At 41.6% G+C, this 25,736-nt stretch carries 14 protein-coding genes and 1 tRNA gene; 13 read left to right on the top strand and 2 right to left on the bottom strand.

Annotation, left to right across the window (positions count from 1 at the left end):
- The gene (locus tag JFC10_RS08205) at nucleotides 1-4,482 is read right to left on the bottom strand and encodes a UvrD-helicase domain-containing protein (protein ID WP_198332437.1); all 4,482 of its coding nucleotides are present in this window, start codon (nucleotides 4,480-4,482) and stop codon (nucleotides 1-3) included.
- Between the two features lie 60 nt (nucleotides 4,483-4,542).
- Nucleotides 4,543-9,009 carry an exodeoxyribonuclease V subunit gamma gene (locus JFC10_RS08200; RefSeq protein ID WP_198332436.1) on the bottom strand — a complete coding sequence of 1,489 codons (4,467 nt, stop codon included), beginning with the start codon at nucleotides 9,007-9,009 and terminating at the stop codon, nucleotides 4,543-4,545.
- Between the two features lie 457 nt (nucleotides 9,010-9,466).
- Between JFC10_RS08200 and JFC10_RS08195 the strand changes: the two genes are divergently transcribed.
- From JFC10_RS08195 to JFC10_RS08135, 13 genes are all read left to right on the top strand, one after another.
- Nucleotides 9,467-9,988, top strand: coding sequence for a hypothetical protein (locus tag JFC10_RS08195; protein WP_198332435.1), 522 nt, complete (start codon nucleotides 9,467-9,469; stop codon nucleotides 9,986-9,988).
- A gap of 67 nt (nucleotides 9,989-10,055) precedes the next feature.
- A complete protein-coding gene (locus tag JFC10_RS08190; protein WP_198332434.1) occupies nucleotides 10,056-10,853 on the top strand; it encodes a hypothetical protein in 798 nt (265 codons plus the stop codon).
- A 73-nt stretch (nucleotides 10,854-10,926) separates the two neighbouring features.
- Nucleotides 10,927-11,002: transfer RNA gene (locus tag JFC10_RS08185), tRNA-Arg, on the top strand.
- 212 nt (nucleotides 11,003-11,214) lie between these two features.
- A complete protein-coding gene (locus JFC10_RS08180) occupies nucleotides 11,215-12,687 on the top strand; it encodes a tyrosine-type recombinase/integrase (protein ID WP_198332433.1) in 1,473 nt (490 codons plus the stop codon).
- Nucleotides 12,688-12,911: 224 nt separating this feature from the next.
- Nucleotides 12,912-13,772: a hypothetical protein gene (locus JFC10_RS08175; RefSeq protein WP_198332432.1), complete on the top strand. Its 861-nt coding sequence runs from the start codon at nucleotides 12,912-12,914 to the stop codon at nucleotides 13,770-13,772.
- Nucleotides 13,773-13,878: 106 nt separating this feature from the next.
- Nucleotides 13,879-14,160 carry a helix-turn-helix transcriptional regulator gene (locus JFC10_RS15120; RefSeq protein ID WP_198332431.1) on the top strand — a complete coding sequence of 94 codons (282 nt, stop codon included), beginning with the start codon at nucleotides 13,879-13,881 and terminating at the stop codon, nucleotides 14,158-14,160.
- 2 nt (nucleotides 14,161-14,162) lie between these two features.
- Nucleotides 14,163-15,587: a DUF3631 domain-containing protein gene (locus JFC10_RS08165; protein ID WP_198332430.1), complete on the top strand. Its 1,425-nt coding sequence runs from the start codon at nucleotides 14,163-14,165 to the stop codon at nucleotides 15,585-15,587.
- Between the two features lie 256 nt (nucleotides 15,588-15,843).
- The gene (gene mads1 / locus JFC10_RS08160) at nucleotides 15,844-16,032 is read left to right on the top strand and encodes a methylation-associated defense system helix-turn-helix domain-containing protein MAD1 (RefSeq protein WP_198332429.1); all 189 of its coding nucleotides are present in this window, start codon (nucleotides 15,844-15,846) and stop codon (nucleotides 16,030-16,032) included.
- A gap of 2 nt (nucleotides 16,033-16,034) precedes the next feature.
- On the top strand, nucleotides 16,035-16,418 hold the full coding sequence (locus JFC10_RS08155; RefSeq protein WP_198332428.1) for a hypothetical protein: 384 nt from the start codon (nucleotides 16,035-16,037) through the stop codon (nucleotides 16,416-16,418).
- 59 nt (nucleotides 16,419-16,477) lie between these two features.
- Entirely contained in the window at nucleotides 16,478-18,622 is a 2,145-nt protein-coding gene (locus JFC10_RS08150) for an HsdM family class I SAM-dependent methyltransferase (RefSeq protein ID WP_198332427.1), read from the top strand.
- On the top strand, nucleotides 18,622-20,163 hold the full coding sequence (locus JFC10_RS08145; RefSeq protein WP_198332426.1) for a restriction endonuclease subunit S: 1,542 nt from the start codon (nucleotides 18,622-18,624) through the stop codon (nucleotides 20,161-20,163). Before JFC10_RS08150 ends, JFC10_RS08145 begins: the two co-directional genes overlap by 1 nt.
- A 2-nt stretch (nucleotides 20,164-20,165) precedes the next feature.
- Entirely contained in the window at nucleotides 20,166-21,422 is a 1,257-nt protein-coding gene (locus JFC10_RS08140) for a hypothetical protein (RefSeq protein WP_198332425.1), read from the top strand.
- On the top strand, nucleotides 21,419-25,708 hold the full coding sequence (locus JFC10_RS08135) for a hypothetical protein (protein ID WP_198332424.1): 4,290 nt from the start codon (nucleotides 21,419-21,421) through the stop codon (nucleotides 25,706-25,708). The genes JFC10_RS08140 and JFC10_RS08135 overlap by 4 nt, the downstream gene beginning before the upstream one ends.
- The last annotated feature ends 28 nt before the right edge of the window (nucleotides 25,709-25,736 follow it).

Below are 25,736 nucleotides of genomic sequence, written 5' to 3'. Positions count from 1 at the left end.
CTAATCAGGTACACCAAATAACGCATCTAAACCTTTGATAAAATCGACTGGAATATCCCAAGTCACGAGTCCATAGCGACCGTTGTGTGGCGATTTGCTAGTTCTATTAGCATCTTGCGATACGGTATCAGCTGTTTGATAAGAGGGGTCATATACCCCTCTTAGAAAAACATACTCTACTGCACCTAAATACTTAGCTTCATTGCCTACATAATCAGTGATTCTCATTGAAAGGAATCGATGCAATGCTACTTGATAAATTGCTGCCTGTAGCCAATATCCCGCTTTAGACATGGCTTTTTTAAGTGTATTTTCATTGTAATCGCTTAGGCTATTTCCTAAAAAATTACTCTTATAATCGACCACATAATACTTGCCAGTATGCTCATAAACCAAATCGATTTCACCGCGCAAGTAACGATACAAGTGCGTTCTATTTTGCGGTACAAGATTGACATGTTTGTCCATCTCATCGGGCAGATACTCGTGAAATAGTTTGCTGATATCCTCTGCTTTAAAGCTCTCTGACAACCCCATATTAAACTCTAATTCGGCAAATCGCTGTCCTGCATTCAGAGCACATAAGGGCTGATTGGATGCCAATAGCGGAGTACGTAACACCTCTTCAATCCAAGTAATCAAGGCCTCATGCTTTGTCGTATCTATTGACTCAGAGTCAAATGAGTCACTATCTCCTTCTCTCTTCCCCTGTGACCTACGGCTTTGATGTTCAGCACTGCTATACACCAGCGGTAATTGATAACTACTGACCGCTCTATCAATGACCCCAGACCACTGCAGTTTATTAGTGAAATCGATTTTTTCGAATATCTCATGCAAAAACGTACCTGCATTAGCACCTTTTACAAAGGTGAAGCGAATATCCTCTTCTGACTTAAGACTTAGCTCATCAATTTTTTCAATAGACGCATTACTATCAGGTGAAGGCTCCACCGACATTGCAGCGTCTGCCATATCAATATCTATAGCATCATCAATACGCTCATCAACAACAGCCATTGCCTGAGTTGATTCATCTAGCTGACGGGCCAAAGCCGTAAAGCTGGTCTTAGCCCAACCATAAAAATAATTCGTTTTCATGACCTCAGCAAAAGGAACATACTCAATAGCTTCTGTCATAGGTGCGATGGTAATAGGCTTGGTATCCATTGAAGTCACTGTTTTAGAATAATGACTATCATAGAAATCATTAACCTTATGACCTCTGAGCATACCTATCGTGCCTTTAAGGTTATCAGGCAGTTCAAACTTTGCTTCTGGAGAGTCAAACCAATAAAATACCGGTTTGCGCTTCATATCTCTTGTGTCATTCGGATCTCGCAACACCACATAAAGTTGCTCGCTAGCACGAGTGAATGCAACATAACCAAGTCGGCGTAGCTCATCAAAACCCTCGTTTGTCTCGATATCCGTGTAGTAATCCTCTTTAGTTGCAGAGCTTTGCAATGGTGAGAAACGACGCTGATTACCGATTGACTGATCTTCTATGGATTGCTGTACTAACGCTGAAGGCGCTTGCTGAGCATTATATAGATACAGTCCATAGTCTTCTTTGTTGCCTGACTTCCTACTGGCATCTCCCATACCCAGTACATAGACGATGGGAAACTCAAGTCCTTTTGACTTATGAATGGTCATAAGCTGCACGCCAGACTCTGTGGGTAGCGGATACTGCTTGGCCCAATCACTATTGGGTGCGGCCTCTATATGCTGTCTAAACCAAGCTAATAGCTCATGCTCACCCATGCCTAGGCCATACTGTGCCAATATGTCCATCACATGACGCAAATCCATGATATGTCGATCGCCTTCTGGATGAGATGCCAGCGCTTGCCAAACGCCTTGTAGTTGCATGGGGCTTTTATCTAATAAGTAATGCAGCGCCGATAAGATACCAAAATGCTGCCAGCGCTGTGCGCCTTCTTTTAGATAGGTAATAAAATCTTGATAGCTTTTTTTATTCTCTGTATTTTGAACATCATTATCGTTTAGGTTGATGCCAGTAAGTCTGTTGTCATTCTCAACCACACCTGACTCATAATCCGTCATCATCGCTTTGATGTCTTTAATACTCAGTCCATATAGATGACTGGTCAATACTCGATTGATCATGTCATGACGATACGGGTATAGCATGGCACTGAGTAGCGCTGCGACATCCTCTGCCATAATCGTTTCAAAAATACTGACATCACTGGTGGTCAAGGTGGGTACGCCCAGTTTGACTAGCTCATCTTCAACCTGTTTTAAGTCTTTTTTGGTACGTGCCAGCACCCCAATATCACTCGGCTGAATTGGCTTATCTTTTAATGTCTGACCACTATTAAGCAAAATGGCTATGTGGCGTGCAGTGATTTCATACTCATCATAGTCAAGCTCACCCTCTTTGCCATTCGGTAGGTGTAATACGCTCACTGGCTGAGGAGAGAGCACCTCAGTCACCAAACTACTATCTTGGATGCCCAAATCCTTAAACCAAGACAATTTACTCTGCTCTTTTGAGGCTTTGCTATGCTGATAATAAATACCGCTACCCAGCTGCGCCTGCTTATTTTCGGCAGTCTTTGCTTCTGGCATACCAAACCAGCAGTTGAGTGAATTAATCAAGCTGAGGGTGGAGCGCCGGTTAGTGTTGAGTGTCCAAACAGTACTTTTGTCAAACTGCGCTTTCATATAGTTATAGTTGGTCACGTCACCGCCACGAAACCCATAAATCGCCTGCTTTGGGTCACCAACCAGCAATAGAAACTCATGATTGGATTTCTTAGTGGTAGATTGCTTGTCATTATCTGACTGTTTACCTTTTCGCTTTGGCAAATAGATGCTTTCGATCATAATGGCTTGCTCGCCATTGATATCTTGCGACTCATCAATTAAGGCAATTGGATAATGGTGACGAATATAACGCGCCAGCTTATCCCCCTGCCGACCTGTTAATGCTTGGTTTAAGCGCACCATTTGCAGACTAAAGGTCGTCTCCCCTCGCTCCTCTAAGATAACGGGCAGTCTGTCACGTACTGCAAGCACGATATGACGATTAAGATTAGCTAAAACCAATAGGATATGCTGATTTAGCCCTTCGATCATATCTAAGAGCGCCATCAACTTACTGATGGTCTCTGACTCAAAAAGGGTCTGATGCTCTTTTTCTCGATCTTTATTAAAATTCTTAATTTTGCCATCTTCATTTGGATATCTGGCATCCTGCAAAGAGGTCAGAATCTTATTTTCACGCTCGTTTAAATGACTGTTAAATGCTAGCTGATATTGCGCTACTTTTTGATGGACATCAACAATAGCATCGAACTGTTTATATAAATTGGAACGTCCATTAAACCCTTGAGACTTCCTATAATCAGGATTTAGATAGGTTTGAATGTCTGCTAAATCTAACTGGGCAAAATCATGAATCAGCTTTTCATACGCATCAAAGTCAAACCCTTGCTCTAGTTTTATCTCATCAATCGGCGCAGAAATAAAATTCAGCGAGCGAGAAACGAATTTTTTATGATCATGCACTTCAGTCAGCTTACCTTGCTGATCCATAAGTGCATATAATTTAGGCTGCTCATGATACAAACGGCTTTGAAACTGACGCAGCTCATCATGGATGATGCTGTCAGTAACCTGCTCGATACTGCTGTCTTCGATAATCGCCATGCCTTGCTGATGACCGGTTTCGCTACTGTACTCCGTCAGCCATTTTTGCGCCAAGCTATCAAGCGTACCGACGAAGAGTTTGTCCAACGTGGTTAATACCAGCGCGGTGCGCCTGATCGCCTCTGCCATCGGATAGCTGTATACATGATCTAATAGATAACCGACCAAGTGCAGGTTCACTGGATCTTGCATGATGTCATCTAAGCGTACGTGTTCGGCTTGCTCGATTAACCATTTCTCACGCTCTTTTTTTACCTGTGCGCGCTTTCCCTTAGCCATCTGCTTATCACGGTCAATATCTTGATTGAACCCATCAACGTCTGTCTTAGCATTTAATTCAGTACTTGAATCACTGCCTTCTGGTTTACCTTTGTTGTTATCGTCACTGTCAGGCAGTACCTGCAATATGCTGGGATATAAGTTATCTTTATTATTGGTATTCGCACTCAGGTTATTGACCCATTGTAATAGCTGATAAAACTCTACCAGACGGTCGTGGATGCGCTGACGCATTTCGGCGGCGGCGGCTCGAGTAAAGGTCGTGGCAATGATTTGCTCTGGCGCACGCCGCGCTTCAATCAATAAACGCAGCACAATGCCAGTCAGCGTCCAAGTCTTGCCCGTACCCGCTGAGGCTTCGATAAGATGACGACCCGTTAATGCAACAGCAACCGCTGGTGTCACATCTACTTTGGGCTCGACTATAGCAGTCGAGTCATCAAATTCATTTGGATACTCATCAAATAAATGCGGTTGTATAGAGATATCAACGGTATTGGTTATGTCGGTAAAATCTGTCATATGGGCGTATACTTTTGATTATTATCTATAAGAGCAAGAGGATAAAAGACACACTAAGGGCTAGCTATTCAATCCTTTTAGTGCAGTAAACATCGGCTTATACAGTGGTTGCGCCAAAGTGGTCAATGCCGTGGTTAAAGCTTTAAAGGCATCTTGGTCACGCAATACGTATTGCCAAATAGCATGTTGAGAGCAAGTATCGTATACCGTGTCTGAGTTATAACTAGGTCTTAGCCAGTCTGAGAAGTCTGCTCGTTTTGGCCAATAATTGCCGCTTTCATTATCATCTGCTTGCGATTTTAAGCACTTAGCCAGATAATTTAACGCATACTCAGGCAGTAATGTAATGGGGGTTTGACCTGATAGGTTGCCAAAAATTGCCCACTTTATCAGCTCAAGTACCGCATCTTCATAGACGATTGGACTTAGTTTAAATGCGATGAAATTTTTGTAGGCATCTACTTTTGAGCTAGACTTATTAAAGCGCCAAATACTTGCCCCATCATTTAACACCACCTGCTCAGCAGTGGTACGTCTGGCAACCTGCCAATATAGATGAGACAACCAAAACTTGAGTAGATGTTTTGGACTGGCAGAATTGGGCAGTATATTTAACCACTGCTTAGGTGATTGCTCGGCATAGGTTACGCCTGCCTGAGTATGAGCGCTTTTATCATGGGTATCTAATAGTACTGATGTTGGTGATAGCATTGGCGTTAACAGCGGCACTAGGCCTTTTATCTTAATAGATCTGGGTAGGATTTTGAGCCATGCGTCTGTATCTATTTGACTGCTTGCATCATTATTTACACGATTAATTATAGCTGCCAGCTCTATCTGAACGGGGTACTCTGCGGTGGGTGTCAGTAGATACAAATCTGTAATACCTGCATTAGGTACAATACTCTCACCAAAGCCATTAGCGATTAATTGCTCTTCAAACTCTAGGCACTGCTGCTGTAGTTTTTGTTGTTGGTTGGGCAACGTGGTTTGGCGCGCCACCCCTGCTGGTATGATTTTTTGATACATCAAAGTTGAGCTATCTTGCTGAGTAGTGTTATCAGCTGTCGCTACTGCCATCTCTTTAATCAAATAATCTTTGATTTGGTAGGTTGTCAGGTGATCCAAAAATAATGGCTCTTGATGCGCCATCGCTTCCTCACCTTGTACCACATGCACCTTTTGAGTACGCAAAAACGCTTTGGCAGGATGGCGAACTTGATACACCAGCATACCCTCAATATCTATCTCGCCAATGTTAGATACGGTGTCGCGCATCGCTTGGTTCATATCACTGACATCATTAGCATTAGCGGTATCTAATCCAAACATATTAGCCAATGTAGACACGGTTTGATTGTCTACTTGTCCTAGCTGACCAAAGCTGTGCCCAAACATGTGAGCCATGGCTTCGTACTGTGCTTTTGTGGGTAAGCCAATCAATTGCTGAGTCTTACTAGACACTCTTTCCTGTAGCGTCTCAAACACCGCTTGCCAGAGCGGTGCAGGCGGAAATTGTTTTTTCTGAGCCAGTTTGGTTTTGCGCATGGCTTTATTTAGCAACCTATCTAGCTCATCGGCTGCTGCAGTATCAGGGTTGCTATCTCTAACATCATCAGACGTATTGCTTGGATCAACATTGGCATTAGACGTATTAGTCTTTTGCTCAGAAACCTCTTCAATATCTGCTTCAAACAAGCTCTTGTGAAAAGGTAGTGCTGGATGATCAGTGACCAGCCACTGCTTAATCAGCTTTGGTAAATAACGCTTAAGACTCTCTGTCGTTGGATCAATACTTTCAGGCAGAGTATCAAGAGAGTTGACCTGCCACTGTACCTCACCTTGTAAAAACTGTAGCAGCTCACTCACTGGGTTCGCTGGTAGATGCTCATGAGTGTCAGTCAGGCTTTGGCCATTGTAGAATATCCAGCATGCGCTACGTGCGCATAGTAGCGCATCCAAAAATGCCCCGTTATCATCATCCTCACTGACTCTATCACCGCGCCGTGAATTGGTCGCTTTCATCAAATCATATCGGTTGTCACGGTCGCGCCCAGGAAACTCAGAGAGATCCATATTGAGCATGACCACTAACTCAAATGGTACGTTCCTTAGTGCGCCAAATCGGCCAAAAGTAATCACGCCAGTCGGCTCAGCACTGACTTGCTGGCTCTCAAGCTCAGCTTCGATACTGTCTAGCATAAAGCTCAGCTTTAGTGGCAATTGCTCGACGCCTGCCAGCCTTTGCTCAACTTCTATCCTATTGCTATCACCACTAGAGTATTGTCTATAATGGCGATTGGCACGTAAGCTCGATTTAAAGCCGTTCATCGCATTATAGATAGCGCGCATCGTGCGTGTTTGATCGACATCGCCAAAGTATCGATGGATAACTTGGGTCTCAATCTGATCTAGCCAATCTTCCGCTTTCATTTTTTGTGTGTGGTCATCACGTCGTGCGACTAAGCCAGTATAGATACGGCAAAGCGCTTCTACAATAATGGCATCATTTAGACTCACTTGCGCTAGTGGTAAGCTCATCTCAGGCACAGCCGTACTTGGCCATTCATCTTCATGCAAAGGGTATAGACAATCGCTCATACTCGCCTCTGGCATGATTAACCCCAAGGTCAATCTGTCTAATGCTTGTGCAAAGCTAAAGCGATAATCATAGTCATTGACGTCTAGGGTCTGCTTTAGATGCAGCTCGTCAAACCCGCGGATAAATCCAGCTTCCACCAACAAATCACAACCACGGCTCATTTGCTCATGGGTCAACCCAAAACTCTCAAATAAAGGCGGCAGCATCAGCCAGTCTAAAACCTCAGCCGCTTCAAAACGAGCGCTAGGACTGCCCAACAACTTATAGAACCCAATAATCGCTTCCCATAACTGGCGAATGTCAGCATCGACAACACCAGTCACCTTAGCAGGTAAAGTCAAACCATCTTGTCCTCTGCCATTGACGAAAATAGAGCTAATTAGCGCATGATGACGCTCAACATCAGGTAGCAACACCACAATATCGGATATATGGCGTTTTTTCTCACCAGATTTGATGGGCTCATTTAGCCAGCGTCCAATCATAATGCGCAGTACTTCAAGTTGCCGCTGCAAGTTATGACAAGAATGTATGCTTAGGCTATTATCTTGAGAAGAGATTGCCCAAAAACGATCTTTTTCAAAGTGCTTATTTTCTAGTACCTCATCGTCATACCATGACGTTTCTTGCTCAAAATCCAATGCTATTTGGTTGCTGACGGCCTCTGAGACTTTTGCCGCTGTCGCTTGTTGGGTTGATTGCTCGTCAAGCATCAACACATCGTTTTGCAAACGGCGCAATAAACTTGGACTATTTTGTGCATCTTGGGCACTGAAATCGTCATCATAAATACTCTCATCCACGCCACTATCAAAGTTATCTTGCCACTCCACAAGCGCATCTTGGTATTGCTCATTACCCGACAAATTGGCCAGCATGGCAAAAGTATCGCGTGACTGCTTTCCTAAACGCGACAGCAAACTGTGCCCGTAATCACGCAAAAACACGCTTTCAGGATTAATGATCTGCTGACGCTGTAGCCACGATTTATCAACAATATCTGCCCAAAACAGCTTTGAGGGATTGTAGTGCAATAGTGTAATATTCATATATTTCGACAAGCGCTGCAAAAAGTCGAGCTCGGTCTGTGGCAATTGCTGAATGGTAAAAATACGCAGCACTTTGGGCAACTGCTCACGTTCATTTGCCTTGTTTTCTTCTAAAGCTGACCAAAAGGTATTCTCAATTGCCACACGGTGCTGATGTACATCAGCAAATAGATGCGACCACAAGAATCGCTGTGCAATCTCTAATTCTACATAGTGCGCCACCAACCACTCAGGCGTACCGCGCGCATACTGATCAAAACGTAGGGACAACGCATCTTTATCTGCGATTAACTCATCCACATTGAGCGACTTGTTATGCGACCATAGCGCCAGCCAATCCTCACGGTGAGTCAAGTAACGGTTAAAGACTCTCGCCAAATCACTTGCCAGCTGCCAAATGCGCGCGTCTTGTTGTGTCTTATCTTGTTGTATAGTGTCTTGCCCCGTGCCTTCTTGTGACTCACCAATCAAAGATACCAGCAGTGGGTTCACAGGATGGGTGTCATCATTGACAATCAACGCTTGATAGTAGGTTAGGTAGCCGAACAGGCGCCACTGCATCACCGTGGGTGAAAGTACCGCAACTTCAGGCACATTCAATATTACTGCTTCAGGGTTATGCTCTAACAAAGACGCGTTATGGCGGGTTAACACATCCTGCATGAGCGTCCACTGATATTGACCCCAAAACTTCGTACGCACCAAAGTACTAATCCCAGCGCGACTGGCAATGGTTTTATCCAACCAGTCACCCAATACCATAGAAGGCACAATAACGATAAAAGGCTCAAAAATATTCTGGCTCTTTGATTGATATTGCACGAGCAGTTGATCAACAAGGTTTTCGGTACGGTGCGACTGAATAATGGTAAACATAAAGGATAGTCTAATTGAGGTAATAGTAAGAATGATAAAGTGAAGTGGATGGTCTTGAATACCTGAAAAGGAATAACATTTGCATTAACCGTTCAATGCATATTAATGTCTGCTAAGGAATACCACGAAAGACACTCACCAATCCATATTTCACGGTCGTTACTACAATGTATTTCTGCTAGCATGAACGTCATAAACACTATGAAAATGGCAAAAGTAATTAACCATCAGTGCTTCACTAGCATTTATTTATAATAATCATAAAATAGGCTGCTTATTAGTGTGCCATCGATAGCTATCGTTTACTAGTACGCGTGCCACTATTATAATATCTTGCGACAGATAGTGTCGCATTTATAATGCCTCATATTTATGAATCAAATATTCAGTATTTTTGTCAAATCAACTGTTGTAATTTTTATATCCATAACCCTTTTTAATGGAATAACTTAATACTATGCCCTTGCGTCCCATTGATGCCATTTTCGTTCATCCTAAACGACGTTTATATGTTGTATACTATCGCGGTGAGCTGTGGGCATTGCCGCGCATGAAAATCGACGATAGATCATGGCAAAACAGACAGCCCTATACCGATGATAGTAGCTCGCTTTATTTGAGCATCCATCAAGCCATCAAAGACCCTATACTCGCACAAAAACTACGAACGTTGAATCTGCCTGTCGCGGTGCGTGGTAGCACGCTGCCACGCTTTGAGGCATGGTGGGAAGTCCATGGTTTTAAATGGCTTAAAGACAAGCTTGCGATGGGCGAATCGCCATTGGCCGCACACCAAGTAAAAGCCATTAACAATGATCTTACTTCTCCTTCAAACGAGCAACCTGCGCCATTCAATCAAAATAATACAGTTAGTCATAAGAATAATAACGAGAAAAAAATTTTACCTGATTCAGAAACTGATGTTTTTGCAGATATGCTTGCGGACTTAGCAGATGAAGTGTTGCATCAACAGCTTTAAAACATAAGTCAAATCCCGTATTTTATGTAAACTTGACACAAACCAATTAATAAAAGAGCTGTAATATATGAAAGACTACAAGCTGCTACTGGCTGGGCTAATTTTATTGCTGCTAGTAATCTTTATCGCTATTTTTACTTGGTTGTGGAGCAGTAATCGTAAAAATATAGATCCACTACCGATCATGGCAAATGCAAATGAACCGTCAGCCACCACTCAGGACGAGGTGAATACCCTCACCGACAGTACTTTGTACATAAAGGCAGAAGAGAACTTGCAAGCACCCTTGGACGATATCATCGTTAGCTTCGAATCTCGTTACCCTCATATGCAGGTGTTAGCAAGTTATGTACCCGCCAACGACCTCTTAACATTATCAGATAACAATTCTAGCCATAATAAACGCACAGAATTAGTAACTAATGTAGACATGATCATCGCTAACGACAGTTTGTCTGCAGACCGTCTCACACCGTTACAAACAGAGCTAAAATCCGCTCAAGATAAAACAAACCAAGACAAAGCAAATATCCGTAATACTGATGATGAAAAAGTAGATACTGCTGAGACTGATACTGTTGAGATTGATAATGCAGAGGCACGTACCCTAAATTCTTTCAGTTATGCATTGAGAGATAAGCAAACGCTTGAAGGAGTGATTTTGACAGAGAATACTGCTGCTATTAACTTCCGTAACTTTTTACTATCGAGCACGGGGCAAGATATATTAGAAAAGTACGATTATTATAATATCGAAGGTTATAAAAATAGCGTAGATGACTTATTTAATCCAACATCACGTGCACAAAAAACATCAAATACCAATACTGTAAATGTCGCTGACGCCCTAAGTAATGGCGAGTAACGACAAATTGTCTCTATTTGTCTTTTGTTGATTGCTTTTATAACTACTTTTTCCTACAATGTCACTCCATAATGCGCCTATAGCTCAACAGGATAGAGCAGTTGCCTCCTAAGCGATCGATCCGAGTTCGAGTCTTGGTGGGCGCACCAATCATTGTATTTAGACATAACCTCGCATTACCTCAATCGCTTTAAACACCTATCATACATAGTTTTTAGTCTTTATTAAACACTTGCCATTACCTACTAGCACCTCTAAAATGTTGTTAAATGCGTTGTTAAATAACATGCAACGTCATTTTTTGTTGTTAATTATGCAGTGAGGTTGTTGTTAAACCTCTTAACACCTTGAGGTATAAGCCATGACAAGAAAAAAAGACTACCGATTAACTGACGCTGGCGTGAAAGCAATTGCAAAACAGTCTACGCCTACCAAAGTCACACGCCATGGTGATGGCAACAACTTATATCTAATACAACATCCAAATGGCTCACTGTTTTGGCAGATGACTTATCGCTATCAATCTGACAAAGACCTCAAACCTAAGCAAAAAACGTATCAAATTGGTATTTATAAGCCAGCCAAACAAGCTATTGATTCTACCTTTAAACCAGAGGTGTCGCTAAAAGAGGCGCGGCTAGCACGTGATAAAGCTCAGGCACTGCTCAGTGATGGCGTTGATCCTACTGAATACAAAAGTCATGAAAAGAATAACTTTGAGCAAAAAGATTTATTCAGAGTTATCGCTAAGAGCTATATTAACGAAAGATCTAGCACTACACCCAAGAACGTTCAAAAACTCCATAATTATTTAGATAAGCATATTTCACCTCATATTGGTGACTACCCTATTGCCTCTATTACTGCACAGGACGTCATCAAAACTGGGCTAGCAATCCAAACCTATTTTGAAGAACGAGGCAAATGGACGACCGATACGTCGCACAAGTGCGTTGCCTTGATCAGCTCAGTCTTCGAGTATGCTATCAATACATTAGGCTACGATATCATCAACATCGCTTATGGTCGCAGCAAAGCATTACGACCTCATAAAGCTGAGCGCATGAAAGCTATTGAGCAGCACCAATTCCCTGAGCTACTACGCAATATTGATCAATACGGTGCAGACAATCCAAATGCGCATCAACAGACTATCGCTGGCATGCAACTGATGACATTGTGTTTTGTCAGAACGAAAGAGCTAAGATTTTTTGAGTGGTCAGAGATTGATTATCATAAAAATGTTTGGCGTATCCCAGCGCATAAGATGAAAATGCGTCAAGATCACATTATTCCCTTGTCACCACAGGCAATGGCCATTATCGAGCGCATGCGACCTTTGACAGAAAAGACGGGTTACGTATTTTATAACTTTGAGCGTAGCAAACCGTACAGCGATGTATGGTTCAATCAGGCATTAAAACGTATGGGCTACACGGGCGACCCTTACCCTAAAATGACAGGCCATGGCTTTAGGCAGCTTGCCAGCACAGGACTATACGAGTTGCAGTTTAGTCAAAACCTTATAGAAATACAGCTAGCCCACCTTGAGCAGTCCAGTGTAAAAAAACGTTATGACTTGTCAGCCCATCTAGCAGAACGGCAAATGATGATGAACCAGTGGGCAAATCATTTAGATGACCTTCGAGCTGGCAAGGCTGTTAATTTTGACTTAATGACGCCAGATGAAATTACTAAAAAAATGCGTAGTCGTGATGAGCAAGCGGTCGATATAGCTTTGCATGATAAAGATGTTTTAATAAAAAGCTTACAAGCACAAGGTGTGTCGCCTGATCTATTAATACAGATCGTTAAACAAATTAAATCAAACTAATTACAGCTTTCCTACATGTCAAAATAATATTAAATTAAAGTTGTACGTCCCTGATAAATTTACCAGCTACTAGAATTCTACATGCTTTGTCACGCAGTCACATATAGAAATTTTATTTAAGACAGAACGAATTTACTTTTAAAGTATTAAAAAATTAGTAAGAAAAAGTATATAACTTTCATAAATATCTTCTATGAATCTTAACTATTATATAGGCATAATCGATGAACTCCAGTAATCAATCAACCACCATCTCTTCAAACAAAAAATCTTTTGAAAACTTCTTAACAAAGCAGAATTTTAAAAACGTAAATACTGCTATAGAACAGACTATATCTAAGCCAAGAACTATAGATATAGCTAGACGAATTCTAGAGCATGAAACATGTCATATCCATAAGCAAAGAAATAACATTTTCTTTTTAGATAGCGTAGAAGTTTTTGCTAAAAACTATGTAGATACGAAATTTGAATTTGATGATGAGTATTTTTTTAAAAATATAAAAAAATACTCAGAAGGTTATGACCCTGAGATACATAATGTTGATATAGATCAGTATGCTTTGAACCGATATATAGAAAGCAACTTCATTAAAATTGATGAATCTTTAGATGATATTGAGAATAAACGTGAAATTTTTCATAAAATATTAAATCCTCATTCCATTGAAGAGATTAAAAGAATTGGGATTATGCTAGATGAGATTTTTAGAATATATATTTTTAAGAGTATAGCTCTGATAGCTTATGAGTCAACTGCATACGAATTGTGTTTAAATTACCATGACTTCGCAATGTATCTTTTCGCTGGCAGTGCTGTGCAAATTGGTTACGATAGAAATGATTATTTCGAAAAAATGGCTTCCTTAAACGGCACTATAGCATCTGAAGCTAGATGGGCTCCACAGTCTGAGTATAGACAACAGAAGAAAAAAGAGTATCTTGCAATAATGGAGGAGCAGGGTTTTAAAAAATATGCTGAAACTACGAGGTACATTAAAGAATACATAGATACAGATGAGAAACCTACTTATGAATATGTTTATAAATTGATAAGTGAAGCTGCAAAAGGTAATTTATCATAAAATTTATTATGCGCGCATAACTATACTATTTATTAAATCTGTCGATTATCATTACTCAACAGCACTAGCTACTACTGGCCATAACCATGCTGCGGAGTAAACTATAATGAAAACGAATGAACAATTTCTACGAATGTCAGACCTTGCTAACTGTCCCGAAATCAAGGCACGAACATATACTACCCAGTCTGGTCGCCAGAAAACAGTTACTGCTAAAAGCGCCAAACGAGGTATCGTAGGTTTCTCATCCAAACATATTTATAAGATGATTAGACAGAATCGATTCCCAGCGCCCATCAAAATAGATGGAGCTAGCCTCTGGCGTCTATCTGATATAAACAAATGGATAGAGAAACATTCTGCGTCCTCTAACGATGGGGAGAGATAATCATGAGTAAGAATGATTATATCTCTCTTCCTGAGTTAGCCGATAAGCAATCAGCTGACCCAATAAAAAAGCTGCTCATCTTGCAGGATGACCAGCTCTCAAAAACCACTACAGATGACATTGACGAGCCATCATCGATTATTTTACCACAACAAGACCTAAAAATTAGCTCTGATTTAGCACAAGCTACGATTGACAGACTAGCTACATTATCAGAACTAGAGTATGAACTAGAACGCACTGAAACCGCGAAATCTCTCAACAATATGTCAGTTCGATCACTGGATAAGCTGGTCAAGAGAGCTAAAGGTAGATTGGAGTCTGAGTCCTCTGATAGTTTGGTCGTTGATACTGAGCCATACGCAGAACCAGTAGCAGACATCGCCCTATTAGCTGACCAAATATCCCAGATATTGGACGATCACATAGCTTGTACTGACGCAGTTAAAGTAGCTGTTACACTATGGATATTGATGACCTGGGTAATACCAGCAAGCCATATACTGCCAATTGCCTGGATTAATGCGCCCGAAAAACGTTGTGGAAAAACCACGCTGTTGACGTTGATGAGCAGGATAAGCAATCGGTCACTATCGACATCTAACATCACAGGGCCAGCGCTATTTCGTTGCATTGAAGCCTACAAACCAACATTATTTATTGATGAGGTTGACACGTTTCTCAATGAGAATGAAGGTATACGCGGCGTACTAAATGCGGGACATAGTCGTGATAATCCATATGTTATGCGCTGTTTTGGTGATGATAACAAGTTAATACCATTCAATGTTTATGGCGCTAAAGCCATCTCGGGTATTGGCAAAATCCCTAGCACATTAATAGATCGATCAATACCTCTAACACTGCGTCGAAAAATGAAAAGTGAGACAAAAAAACGGGTTCGCGATCTACCTGAAGATGTCACTAATACTATCCAATCAAAACTCGCTAGATGGTCTGATGATAATATGCTAGCGGTAAAAGCAGCTATGCCAGTGCTACCTGTTTGCGTCAACGATCGGGCACAGGATAACTGGGAAATCTTGCTTAAAATTGCTTCTATACTTGATGATAACTGGCTAGAGCAGGCTTATAAAGCTTGTATCGAAATATCAGGTAGTGATAGCGAGGAGCCCAGTTCAAATGAGCAGCTATTATCTGATATTAGAACCGTTTTTATTTTAACTCAAACTAATAGACTTTTAAGTAGGGATTTATTAACTGAGTTACGTCGAGACCCAGAAATGAGTTGGTCAACTTTAAATCATGGAAAGCCTATCACTTTACGACAAATCGCTAAAAGATTGAGTGAATTCAAAATTTCATCCAAAGATATCAGGGCGCATGACTTACGCGGTAATGAAGTACGAGGTAAGGGCTACGATATTACAGACTTCGAAGATGCTTTTTCACGTTATTTATCGTAGCATTTACCTATATTTTCGATATCTTAAGGTATCAACAAACTTAAGCATTCTCTAAAATATTGAAGCACGCCCTTTCCTAAATGCCCAAGATCTGTTTAACACAGGTCTTGGGCTTTTTTGTCTAGCTGCATCCTTTTTCAAAAATAATGTTAAGACTTGCCTGCTCTTAAAAACTGCGTAATTCATTGACACGGCTAGCCGCTAGTATAAACTGTATTTATATGTACTCTTTCGACATAACTAGGAGCTATTCGTCATGGACAGTGAAGTATTGACTATTAAAGAAGTGGCCGAATACCTCAAAGTCAATGAGAGAACTATTTATCGATTGGCAGCTAGTAATGAGTTACCAGGATTTCGCGTAGGCAATGCTTGGCGTTTTAAACGGAGTGACCTTGACACTTGGATGTTAAAGCAAACTGAACAAGCCATAATCAAGGAATAGCTATGTATCAAGAAACTCAAAACTCACTGCTTAATCAGCTTATTGATCAACTGAAAACGTCAGAAAAATCTGCAGACGACCTTTTTAGTGAACAGCAGGAGCTTTGGCATTCTTTAGGTTTTAATCAAGCCCAAGTAGCGCTATGGCTAGCAGCCTTGCCAGCACGTCATGTATTAAACGAACCTAAATCAGCATATCAAACAACCTCCAATATCACAGAGCATCTAGCTACTCTATTGCGAAATTCTGGTGGGCGTATGCCTCTCACACAAGTTTTAAAGAAACTACCAGCTGGCACGACTATCACTGAGCAGCAGTTACGTAAACTGGCTGAACAAAACCAACAAATGAGCGTCAAAGGACCATTTTTAGTACTTGATACTTAACATTTATCAAACAACCATCTGTGAACCAAAGCACCAAAACTTAGGAATCAAAAAATCTCATGGCAAAAGACAATAAGAGTAATAAACAAGCTCAACTCACTGACCTATTTAACCAACTGGTTAAACAACATCGAAATTTCGACCAACCTGTATTAGAGCTATCATCGCACGATTTTGCCAAAGCAGGCTTAGTACAAGGGATGGTAGAGGGCAATCTAACGCCACCTGTCATGCTACTAGCGCTGGCAGAAGGTCATTGGGAAAATGCTGCTGATACGGCTAAGTTTGATGATTTAGCCTATACGCTACTCAGTGACACTGACAGTGATTGGCCAGTATTCGCTGTTATCAGCGATGGTACTAACAACCGTATCCTGAGTCTATTTGGTTCTGATGGCTCTGATGGTACCCATGGTGTCGATGTTCTTCCTAGCTTAGAGGAATTAAACAGTTTTGATCGGTTAGAGCGTGATCCCACTTTTCGCTGGTCCATGCGTATCTATACGCGCCTAATGCACCGCTTTGATGCTTTTCATGAAAACGTCTATCGCGTTACTAAAGATAAAGTTAACGATAAAAACGATATTATTGAAGAAGTCGCTAAGCTATTGTTTTTAGAAAGCTTCCGTATTTACCACCCTGATATTCAATTCACTGATAAACAGGGCAATAAACACCTATTTAGCTCCGTATTTAATTGGCAGTATGTAAAGAAAGAAGGCGAGAAAGCGGTCAACTTAATCAAAGATGCTTTTAATGAGTTTAAATCACATGAGGATTATATTGTCACCAGTGATGACGGATCGAAAAATGCCATTTTTTCAGACGATACTCATTTGAGACTATCTGTACCGAAAAACTATGAAGATTTACTTGAAGCCTTACAAAACCTTGGTCCCGTTATCAATAATGATGGACGCACAGCAAAAGAAAACGGCACCCTAGGTGATGTCTCTGGTGATTTATTAGGCCGAGTATTCGATGTATTCCTACGTGCTAACTTTGAATCCAAAGGCGGCCTAGGTGTCTACCTCACCCCTAACCCGGTCAAGCAAGCCATGTTAGAGATAGCCATCAATGATATTGCTAAAGACGATGACGCTATCGCACGCTTATCTAATGGCGACTTCAGATTTTGTGATCCAACCTGTGGTTCATTTGGCTTTGGCTCAGTGGCATTAAGTCAATTAGACCATCTTATCGATACCCAGCTTGGTGGATTAGACGATCGTGAAAAAGAAGCACTAAAACAAAAACTACGCAATGAAGGCTTCACTGGTGCTGATGCTGCACCGCGTATGGTTATGCTGGCACGAGTCAATATGGCATTGCAAGGCGCTCCAAAGGCTCAGATATTCTATACGGACAACTCATTGACTACTGCAGCACTTAAGCCTAACAGTTTTGACCTTATCTGCACTAACCCGCCGTTTGGCACACCAAAATTTGATAAAGGCAAGAATGGACAGGCTTCGAAAAAGAACTATGAAGCCAACATGGAGCAAGTACTTGGTGGCTTTCGACCAACAGAACAGATGGCGGATAGTTACAACGCCTATTACGACCATCTAAAAATGCGTTGGGATGATACTGGCGACCTATATCTTGATGAAAATGGAAATCCTAAATGGGCCGGCTACCGTACCGACTTACGTCAGACCGGTGGCACTGATAAAAAGCCAACTTACAGCCTGGCACCTTCCACTGATGGCTTGGCACTTGGCAGTAAGCCTGATAAAAAAGGCAACTGGAAGCCAGTTGGTGCGAGCATTGATCCCGCTGTACTGTTTATAGACCGCTGTTTGCAACTACTTAAACCTGGTGGGCGACTGATGATTGTACTACCTGATGGCATATTATGTAACTCAGGCGATCGCTACGTGCGTGAGTACATCATGGGTAAAAAAGATGAAAAAACAGGTGAGTTCGTCGGTGGTAAGGCCATCGTAAGAGCGGTGATATCACTACCCAGTGATTGTTTTAAACTGTCTGGTACGGGTGCGAAGACTTCAATCATGTATTTACAAAAGCGCCGTGCCAGTCCTGATCAGCCTGAGCAGTTCTTACCGGAACCGCAAACTGATGTGTTTATGGCAGTGGCTGAAACGTTAGGTTATTTGGTGAAAAATAATATCGAAGACTATAACGCCGGCGTGTCAAACGATTTAGATTTAATTGCTTCTGCTTATAAGCGGGGTGAGTAATGGTAGTCATTTATAAACAATCACCGTCCAAGCTAACAGATAGAAGAATAGATCCTTGGCACTATCAGCCGTCTTTTGAAAAGCAGATTAATAAAATAGCTAAAAACCTAGGCAACCTATCTCTTGAATCAGTGATCAATTCAGAACATGGAGTTTCAAGTGGAGCAACACCATTAGGTGCTAACTACCTCGAAAAAGGTCGTGTACGTTTTTACAGAACCTCTGAAGTCGAAGAAATGTTTTTAGTATCAGAAGAAGCTGTTTATATTACCGATGAAGATGATGAAAAATTAAAGCGTAGCAGACTAATAGAGGGTGACATTCTGCTCACGATTACTGGTGCTAAATTTGGTAAGTCTGCCGTAGTAGGAGCTGATCATCTACCAGGAAACATAAGCCAACATTCAGTTCGCTTTAAACCTAGCTCTGAAAAAATAGATTCTCATTTTTTAGTTGCATATTTAAATTGTCCTACTGGACAGATCGCTATTTGGCGCGAGGCTTATGGCGCAACACGTCCGGCAATTGACTTTCCAAGTATCAGGGCTTTAATAATTCCAAAAGTTGAATTAGATGCACAAAAATATATTGGAGATAAAGTTCGTCAGGCTGAGCAACTACGCGCTTGGGCTAAAGAGCTGGAATCAGAAATTGAACAAGTTTTGAATACAAGTGAGTATCTAGTAGCTTGTAACACACCTGACGCCAAAATTAGTCACCCAACATTAAATGACTTATCTAATCGTCTTGATCCTAAATATTATGATAGTAAAGCAATTGCTGTAGAACGTTTTACTAAAAAATCCGGTACATTACTAGGCTCTCTGATTAAATCTATTGCCAACGGCTTTGAAGAGCGTAATTTTGTTAATGAAGGTGTACCCTATATTACAGTAACAGAAGTATCTTCAGGACGGTTAAATGTACAAGATGCTCCCCAAATTGGATCAGATATCAGCATACCTTCAAAAGCTATAATTCATGAGCGATGTGTATTAGTGGTAAGAACAGGCTCTATCGGTACAGCTATCAAAGTAAATATACTAGATAAGGGTTGTGTCATAAGTAGTCATCTTATTCGTTTAGAGTTTGAAGAAGAAGAAACAGCTGCAGCCGTCTCAGTCTTTCTTAACTCTACTGCCGGAAAAATACTTCTTCACAAGATTAGCTATGGCGCTGTACAGCCTCAGATTGGTCAAGAAGAGTTACTTGCATTATACATCCCAGATTATGTTCTAAATAAAAAAACAACTTGTTTAACTCTACTAGAAAATTATGAGCTTACTACTAGAGCGTCAAAATCGCTCATAAGAACAGCCAAAACCCTAGTCGAAGCGCTAATCGAAGGCCAACTAACTGAAGAACAACTGATTCAAGCCCAACAAGCGCTAGAGGATGGCGACAACACACTAGATAAAACTATCTTAAGTAAACTCAGTAGCGAAGGTTATGCTGTAGAGGGTGCTACGCCACTATTCAGTGATATAGATGAGCTTTATCGCTTACTGGCAAGCGCCACTGCTGCTGATAGTGAGGACTAGCGATGATGGCCATCAGCGAAACTTCATTGCTGCTTCAGGCGGAACGTGCCAGCACAACTTGTGCCTTACTTTGGCAAAGAGGCGGCATAGCTGCCGAACCAGCTGCTGAGGTCTTCGCTACTATGCCATTATTACAAAACGGGCTGTTACAACCTATTAGCGACAATGAATATTCAGATACTCCAATTGCATATACTCTGACCGCCCCCCTATTGATAGCATTTAGCACATTAAGCCAACTTGGTGAATGGCAACTGGCTCTCTTAGGCTTAAACCCAAGATACCGTGCACATTGGCTATGCTTGGCTGCTGCACGCTGCCGTGAAGCCGGTAATATGCGCGATCCGCAGATGCTGATCAAAATCATTAGCCAACTTGGTAATGCCAGCGCATGGGTGCTAGAAGCGTTGGAAGACACTTCTGTGAATCCTCAGCTCTGTGCTGGACCATTGAGTGACCTAGAGTACGAGCTGATCGGACATAGCCTGCATGATAACGCAGCCTTGCCAGCCCTACTTAGGATTTTAAAAGCCAGTTATCAGCTGAATAGTATCGCTCAGCGTAGCGCTCACGAAGCCGATTCAACACTAGCCACTCTACCGCCCATTGATAATAATCCTAAAGCTCTTGATGAAAACTGGTGTGCAAGACGTTTACTAGCACTACCTTATTCTCTATTAAATCAAACTAAACCTCATGCATCGTGGATACTTACTGAACGAGGTTCAAGTAGTGACACTTCATCACATTTAACAATATTCACTCAGCAACCTTGGTTATTTCTTCTAAGCTTACTCGTATTTGTACAAGATGCTTGGGCAGCTGAACAACGCGATAGCTTGCTACTTACATTACCCAGTAACCAGAATGCCTTTTCGCCAACAGAAATCAGTGTGGTCGTGCAAGGGATAGAAGGTGATGAAGTCAATGTTGGAAATTTGGCAGCGTTTTTACTGGCATTATTTAACAATTTAAACATCTCGCTATATCCAAAAATACCAAATACTCATGACCTAAACCGAGCGTTAGCACCATTAATTGCCAACCTACTAAGTTACCAAATTTGGCAGTTTAAGGAAGGTGGACGTAACGAAGCAGGACTTTATAGCATTAATCCAGACTTTAGTGATACTTGCTATAGCTTGCCACTAGCACCTATTTTTGGCTATAGAAGCGCGCGTTTACAACAAGCTATGAAACAAACGGCACGAGATATACGAGCAGCGAAGCTTATTAATATTCAAGGAAGTGGACTATGAATTTTGAATTAAATGACCAATCAGTTGCTACGCTTGCCAAGCAACATCGCTGGGCAGCTACTGGTGTTTCTGACTATCCACCGAGTGATCCGTTGGTAGGCCAAAGTCGATTTTTCAAGCGCTTTCAAACCTTTTTACACACCGTAGACCATGAAGAAGACCGTTTTGCCCATGTTTTTGCGATAGAGGCTGAATGGGGCCGCGGTAAATCGCGCTTGGGCCATGAGCTGGTAGCACAAATAAATGACTATTCTAGAGGTTGGTTTGTACGTGATGAAAATGGCAGTCTACATGATCAGCAGCTTTTCGACTCACAAGCGCAAGATAAATATTTAGCGCTCTATATTCGCTACTCTCAAGTTGCCTCGGACTATCAGAACTCTGATAACTGGTTTGCCTTTGGCTTGTATCAGGCATTATTGCCTTTGGCAACGCAGAAATTTGATGGTTCAATTCAAAGTGAAATTGCCAAGCAAGCCTATGAGCGTTTAATGCCGCTTGGTTTCACTGCGCAGGATTTGGCGGATGCTTTAGAGCTCAATGCCAACCATAGCGAAGAAGACTTATATACCGATCCGACATTGGTAGTAGATCTTGTTCAAGCCGCATATAAAGTATTAGAACGCTTTGGCATATCTTATGTGCTTGTAGTCTTAGACGAGCTGGAAACTGTAGCTGAAGCTGCCACCTTTGGATTAGAAGATGATGATAGTAAACGCTTAGATGGTCAAGCTATTCGCTTAATTGGTAAAGCAATCAAGGAAGAGGACCCTCGTCGTAAGCTACATTGGCTGCGTTATGTGGCGCTATGTTCACCCCTGCTGGGACAACAACTTCGGGAGATTCAATCTGTTGCCCGTCGTTTTGAATTGGTTGAGCTAGAGCATAATGCATTTGCCGATGTTTCTGACTACGTAGCAAGCCTAGACGGAGACGAAAAGCTAGCACATAAGTACCCTACTGGCTTGGTAGAAGCAGCTTATGCGATGAGCGGCGCAAACTTTGGTTGGTTTAACGTCATTATGGCTAACGTTGATGCTGTTTTATATCAGTATCAACAAGCAGGCCCTCAATTAAAGGATATTGGAGAGCTGTTTGAAGCGGTACTTGCAGGCTCTGGTCGAGTGGCCAAGCATGTACTAGATAAAGGTGCTATTGAGGGTATTCAAACTCGTGATCAAACGTTATTAGCTGAATGTAAAAACTTACTCTATGGTCAGTTACCTGTTCGAATCAATCAAATAGCAAATGCTCAAGACTTATTAGCGCTTAAAAATGAAGATGAAGAGCCGATTGCCGCTCTTTACCGCAAGTTAAGTCTAGAACGCTGGCAATGTCGAAAAGCTCTAGAAGAAGCCAAATTCCGACGTGAAGGTGAAGAATGGTACTATCCCGCTGTAGAACAAGCCCTTAGCTTAGATACTTTGCTCGATAATATATCTACCTTTTCTATCAAAGAGCAGGTCCAAAGCGAAGATAAACATGCCGTGTTACTACCGCTGTCTAAAGGTGAGTTTAAGCACTTACTGAGCTTACTATATGATCATCCAGCGATTGAATTTGCCGCCGATGCGCTATGGCAAAAACTGGTCGGTGAAGCGACCGAGCTTGATATAAATGAAGCGACCCACATTGGACCCAGCGTTGCGATGCTATTACGACTAGACTTGCGCTACCGCAGCGTACAACAAAACTCGCTTATTTTTAAAGACCCTAGTATGGGTGATGGTCACAAAAAAGCCATGGCTGAGCTTTTACAGGACAGTAATCACAAGCCCATTCTAAAATCTTTGGCTCGTTTGACAGGCTTTATCCGTTTATTAGACAACAACTGGAGATACGATCAAACCCTACTAAGTAATAGTGCTGGTAGTAATGGTCAACCTTTAGTACTGCTTAGCGAACCACGAGGCGGATTGTTTACATTAGATGGTTTCAAACTACATCCCGATGGCAAAGTATTACTAGCATGGATAAGCAATAAAACTGAGTTGGACCAATTGCACGACTTTGCATCTGATTACGCACGCAAAAATGGTCGCACACCTGTGTTGGCACTAACGGCTTCTGCTCACTTAATGGAGCAATACAGCCGTTTAGAGAATGGCTCTCTACTGCGTGATGCAGTACTACTACACTATGTGAATTCTAGCGAAACAGATCAGTTAGAGCGTATAGGCTTGAGCTTAGCGCTGTGCGAAAAACACAGTATTACTTTAAACACTGAGAGCTTTACTGCAAAATTTAGGAATAAGCTAAATGCTCTAACAACATTTGCAACCAATGCTATTCAAAAATGGCGACATCGTTTGCATGAGCGGGGTTTAATTGCTTGGCCATTTAAAGCGGATGGCAAGCTATCAACGAATGATCGCAACTTATTATTTAAAGGCTGGTATACCTTAGCCATCGACTATCCCAACCTCAATGGTCTGATGGATTTACAACGTGAACATGGTGTTGCATCGGACGAACTCGGGAGCTTACTAGACAAATTAAAAGTTCCTGGTAGCTCTATATCTAAAGGCTTTACTACTGATGAACATGCAGAACTGTTTACTGAGCTTAACAATCCGCAGCGTAGTCAGGCACAAATCCCACTATTTTTATCTCGTATCGCACATCCCAATAAACAATGGAATTGGAAGTTCGAATCTTTCAAACAGAAATTTTATTTTGGCTATGTTTCTGATACCAACAACACCGCGAAGAGTGTATTTGATGAGTGGATGTGGTGGTGTGGTGAACTAAACCTTCTAACTTTGGAAAACCCTAACGATAGACAAGCTTTGTGGCAAAACTATCCAAGATCCCGATTAGATAATGCGATTATCGAAGCCAATAACTGGTTTAATGACGATAGCATCGATGGGTACAAAGCCAAAGTTGAGGTGATGAGCCGAGTCTATGGTCAAGGTCGTATAGACGATATATTTGCACCTATTGGTCGAAACTCATTAGGTTACGCTACCGTGGAAGCCAAAGAGCAACTTGAGAAAGCTCGCCAGCTTTTTATAGACCTGAAACAAAAAGAAGAGCAATTACAGGATATCTCTCACCTCAGTGATACAGGTGTACTTGCTAGTTTAATCGCTAAACGAGCTAAGATATTAGCACTAGTAGCGAAAGTAAAACCTATGCAATGCTCTGAAATAAACTTAAAGAGCTCACATGACTTAAACTTAGAGGATAAGACTACCTCATTATTCCAGCGTGTCGAACAAGCCTGTTTGTTTGCGGAGTTCGTTGAAGATAGTGCTGAAAAAATTAATAGACGTTTAATCGACTTAATCGCAGACATTGAGAACGATGTCTCTACTCTAAGCAATTTTCCAAAATCTCTTTATACTAATTCTTTACGTACCATAGGCCATATTCTTGATGGAGCCTTGAAAGAAGATAATACAAGTGTCACAGGTAAAAGAGAGCAGCAAGCTGGTAGCGATACACTGTTACATTATTTAAGAAAACTCGATTTACCTCATTCACAGAATAAATTGAATGCGTTAGCATTTGAAGTCGGATTGAACCTACAAAGCGAACAACAACTGCCTCTTGCTGAGATTCAAGGCTATATTCTGACGAGTTACCGTGATTTTAAAACACGCTTTGAAAAGCTATTGGACAACTTAACTGAACAGAAGACTCAAGCCGCGAGCCTGCACAGGCAGCTAGCAGATGCTCCTGCTGCTTACCCCCATCCAGACGATATAGCAGAACTACCTAAATTGATTAATAAACTACAGTTAATCGAAGACGCAATAGAAGATTTGCCTTCTGATGCTGAACAAAAACGACAGCTGATACAAGCCAGCCTTCGTAATGGTCAGTTTACTGCCCTTCGAGATTTGCCAGATGAGCTATTAAAGCCTGCCCGTGGTCAAATCGCCCCCATACATGGCGATCTAATAAAAATCAGTCAACATTTAAATCAAATGAAAGATAACTCTATTAAAGAGGTTAATGCCTGGCTACCCATGCTAAAGCCTTTATTCATCTCGCAGCAGCATTCTAGCCCTCATGCTACTGTATTGAATCTCTCAGATATGAAAGAGCTTATGGTAAGTGAGGTGCTACTGATATGTGATAGAACAGTACATGACTGGAAAGAAATAGCTAATAAAGCACTTAGTGGGACTGGACTTTCATTAGATGAGTGGCAACGTATCTATGAGTCCATTAATCAGAATGAAGAGCCAAAGCTGAACATTCAGCAACAACAAATATTGGTAGATAAAGGCATCCTAAAAATGCGTTTAACTTTTGCAGAAAGCTTGGGGGCTTAGTGACAATATATATATCAGCTAAACTGGG

The sequence above is a fragment of the Psychrobacter aquimaris genome (assembly GCF_016107525.1).
Classification (GTDB): domain Bacteria; phylum Pseudomonadota; class Gammaproteobacteria; order Pseudomonadales; family Moraxellaceae; genus Psychrobacter; species Psychrobacter aquimaris.
The sequence above is the reverse complement of the archived record's forward strand: the minus strand, read 5'-3'. Positions and strand labels throughout refer to the sequence as shown.

What these genes read in the sequence shown, in the direction of transcription:
- JFC10_RS08205 (WP_198332437.1), bottom strand. Translation starts at nt 4,482, where the DNA reads ATGACAGATTTTACCGACATAACCAATACCGTTGATATCTCTATACAA.
- JFC10_RS08200 (WP_198332436.1), bottom strand. Translation starts at nt 9,009, where the DNA reads ATGTTTACCATTATTCAGTCGCACCGTACCGAAAACCTTGTTGATCAA.
- JFC10_RS08195 (WP_198332435.1), top strand. Translation starts at nt 9,467, where the DNA reads ATGCCCTTGCGTCCCATTGATGCCATTTTCGTTCATCCTAAACGACGT.
- JFC10_RS08190 (WP_198332434.1), top strand. Translation starts at nt 10,056, where the DNA reads ATGAAAGACTACAAGCTGCTACTGGCTGGGCTAATTTTATTGCTGCTA.
- JFC10_RS08180 (WP_198332433.1), top strand. Translation starts at nt 11,215, where the DNA reads ATGACAAGAAAAAAAGACTACCGATTAACTGACGCTGGCGTGAAAGCA.
- JFC10_RS08175 (WP_198332432.1), top strand. Translation starts at nt 12,912, where the DNA reads ATGAACTCCAGTAATCAATCAACCACCATCTCTTCAAACAAAAAATCT.
- JFC10_RS15120 (WP_198332431.1), top strand. Translation starts at nt 13,879, where the DNA reads ATGAAAACGAATGAACAATTTCTACGAATGTCAGACCTTGCTAACTGT.
- JFC10_RS08165 (WP_198332430.1), top strand. Translation starts at nt 14,163, where the DNA reads ATGAGTAAGAATGATTATATCTCTCTTCCTGAGTTAGCCGATAAGCAA.
- mads1 (WP_198332429.1), top strand. Translation starts at nt 15,844, where the DNA reads ATGGACAGTGAAGTATTGACTATTAAAGAAGTGGCCGAATACCTCAAA.
- JFC10_RS08155 (WP_198332428.1), top strand. Translation starts at nt 16,035, where the DNA reads ATGTATCAAGAAACTCAAAACTCACTGCTTAATCAGCTTATTGATCAA.
- JFC10_RS08150 (WP_198332427.1), top strand. Translation starts at nt 16,478, where the DNA reads ATGGCAAAAGACAATAAGAGTAATAAACAAGCTCAACTCACTGACCTA.
- JFC10_RS08145 (WP_198332426.1), top strand. Translation starts at nt 18,622, where the DNA reads ATGGTAGTCATTTATAAACAATCACCGTCCAAGCTAACAGATAGAAGA.
- JFC10_RS08140 (WP_198332425.1), top strand. Translation starts at nt 20,166, where the DNA reads ATGATGGCCATCAGCGAAACTTCATTGCTGCTTCAGGCGGAACGTGCC.
- JFC10_RS08135 (WP_198332424.1), top strand. Translation starts at nt 21,419, where the DNA reads ATGAATTTTGAATTAAATGACCAATCAGTTGCTACGCTTGCCAAGCAA.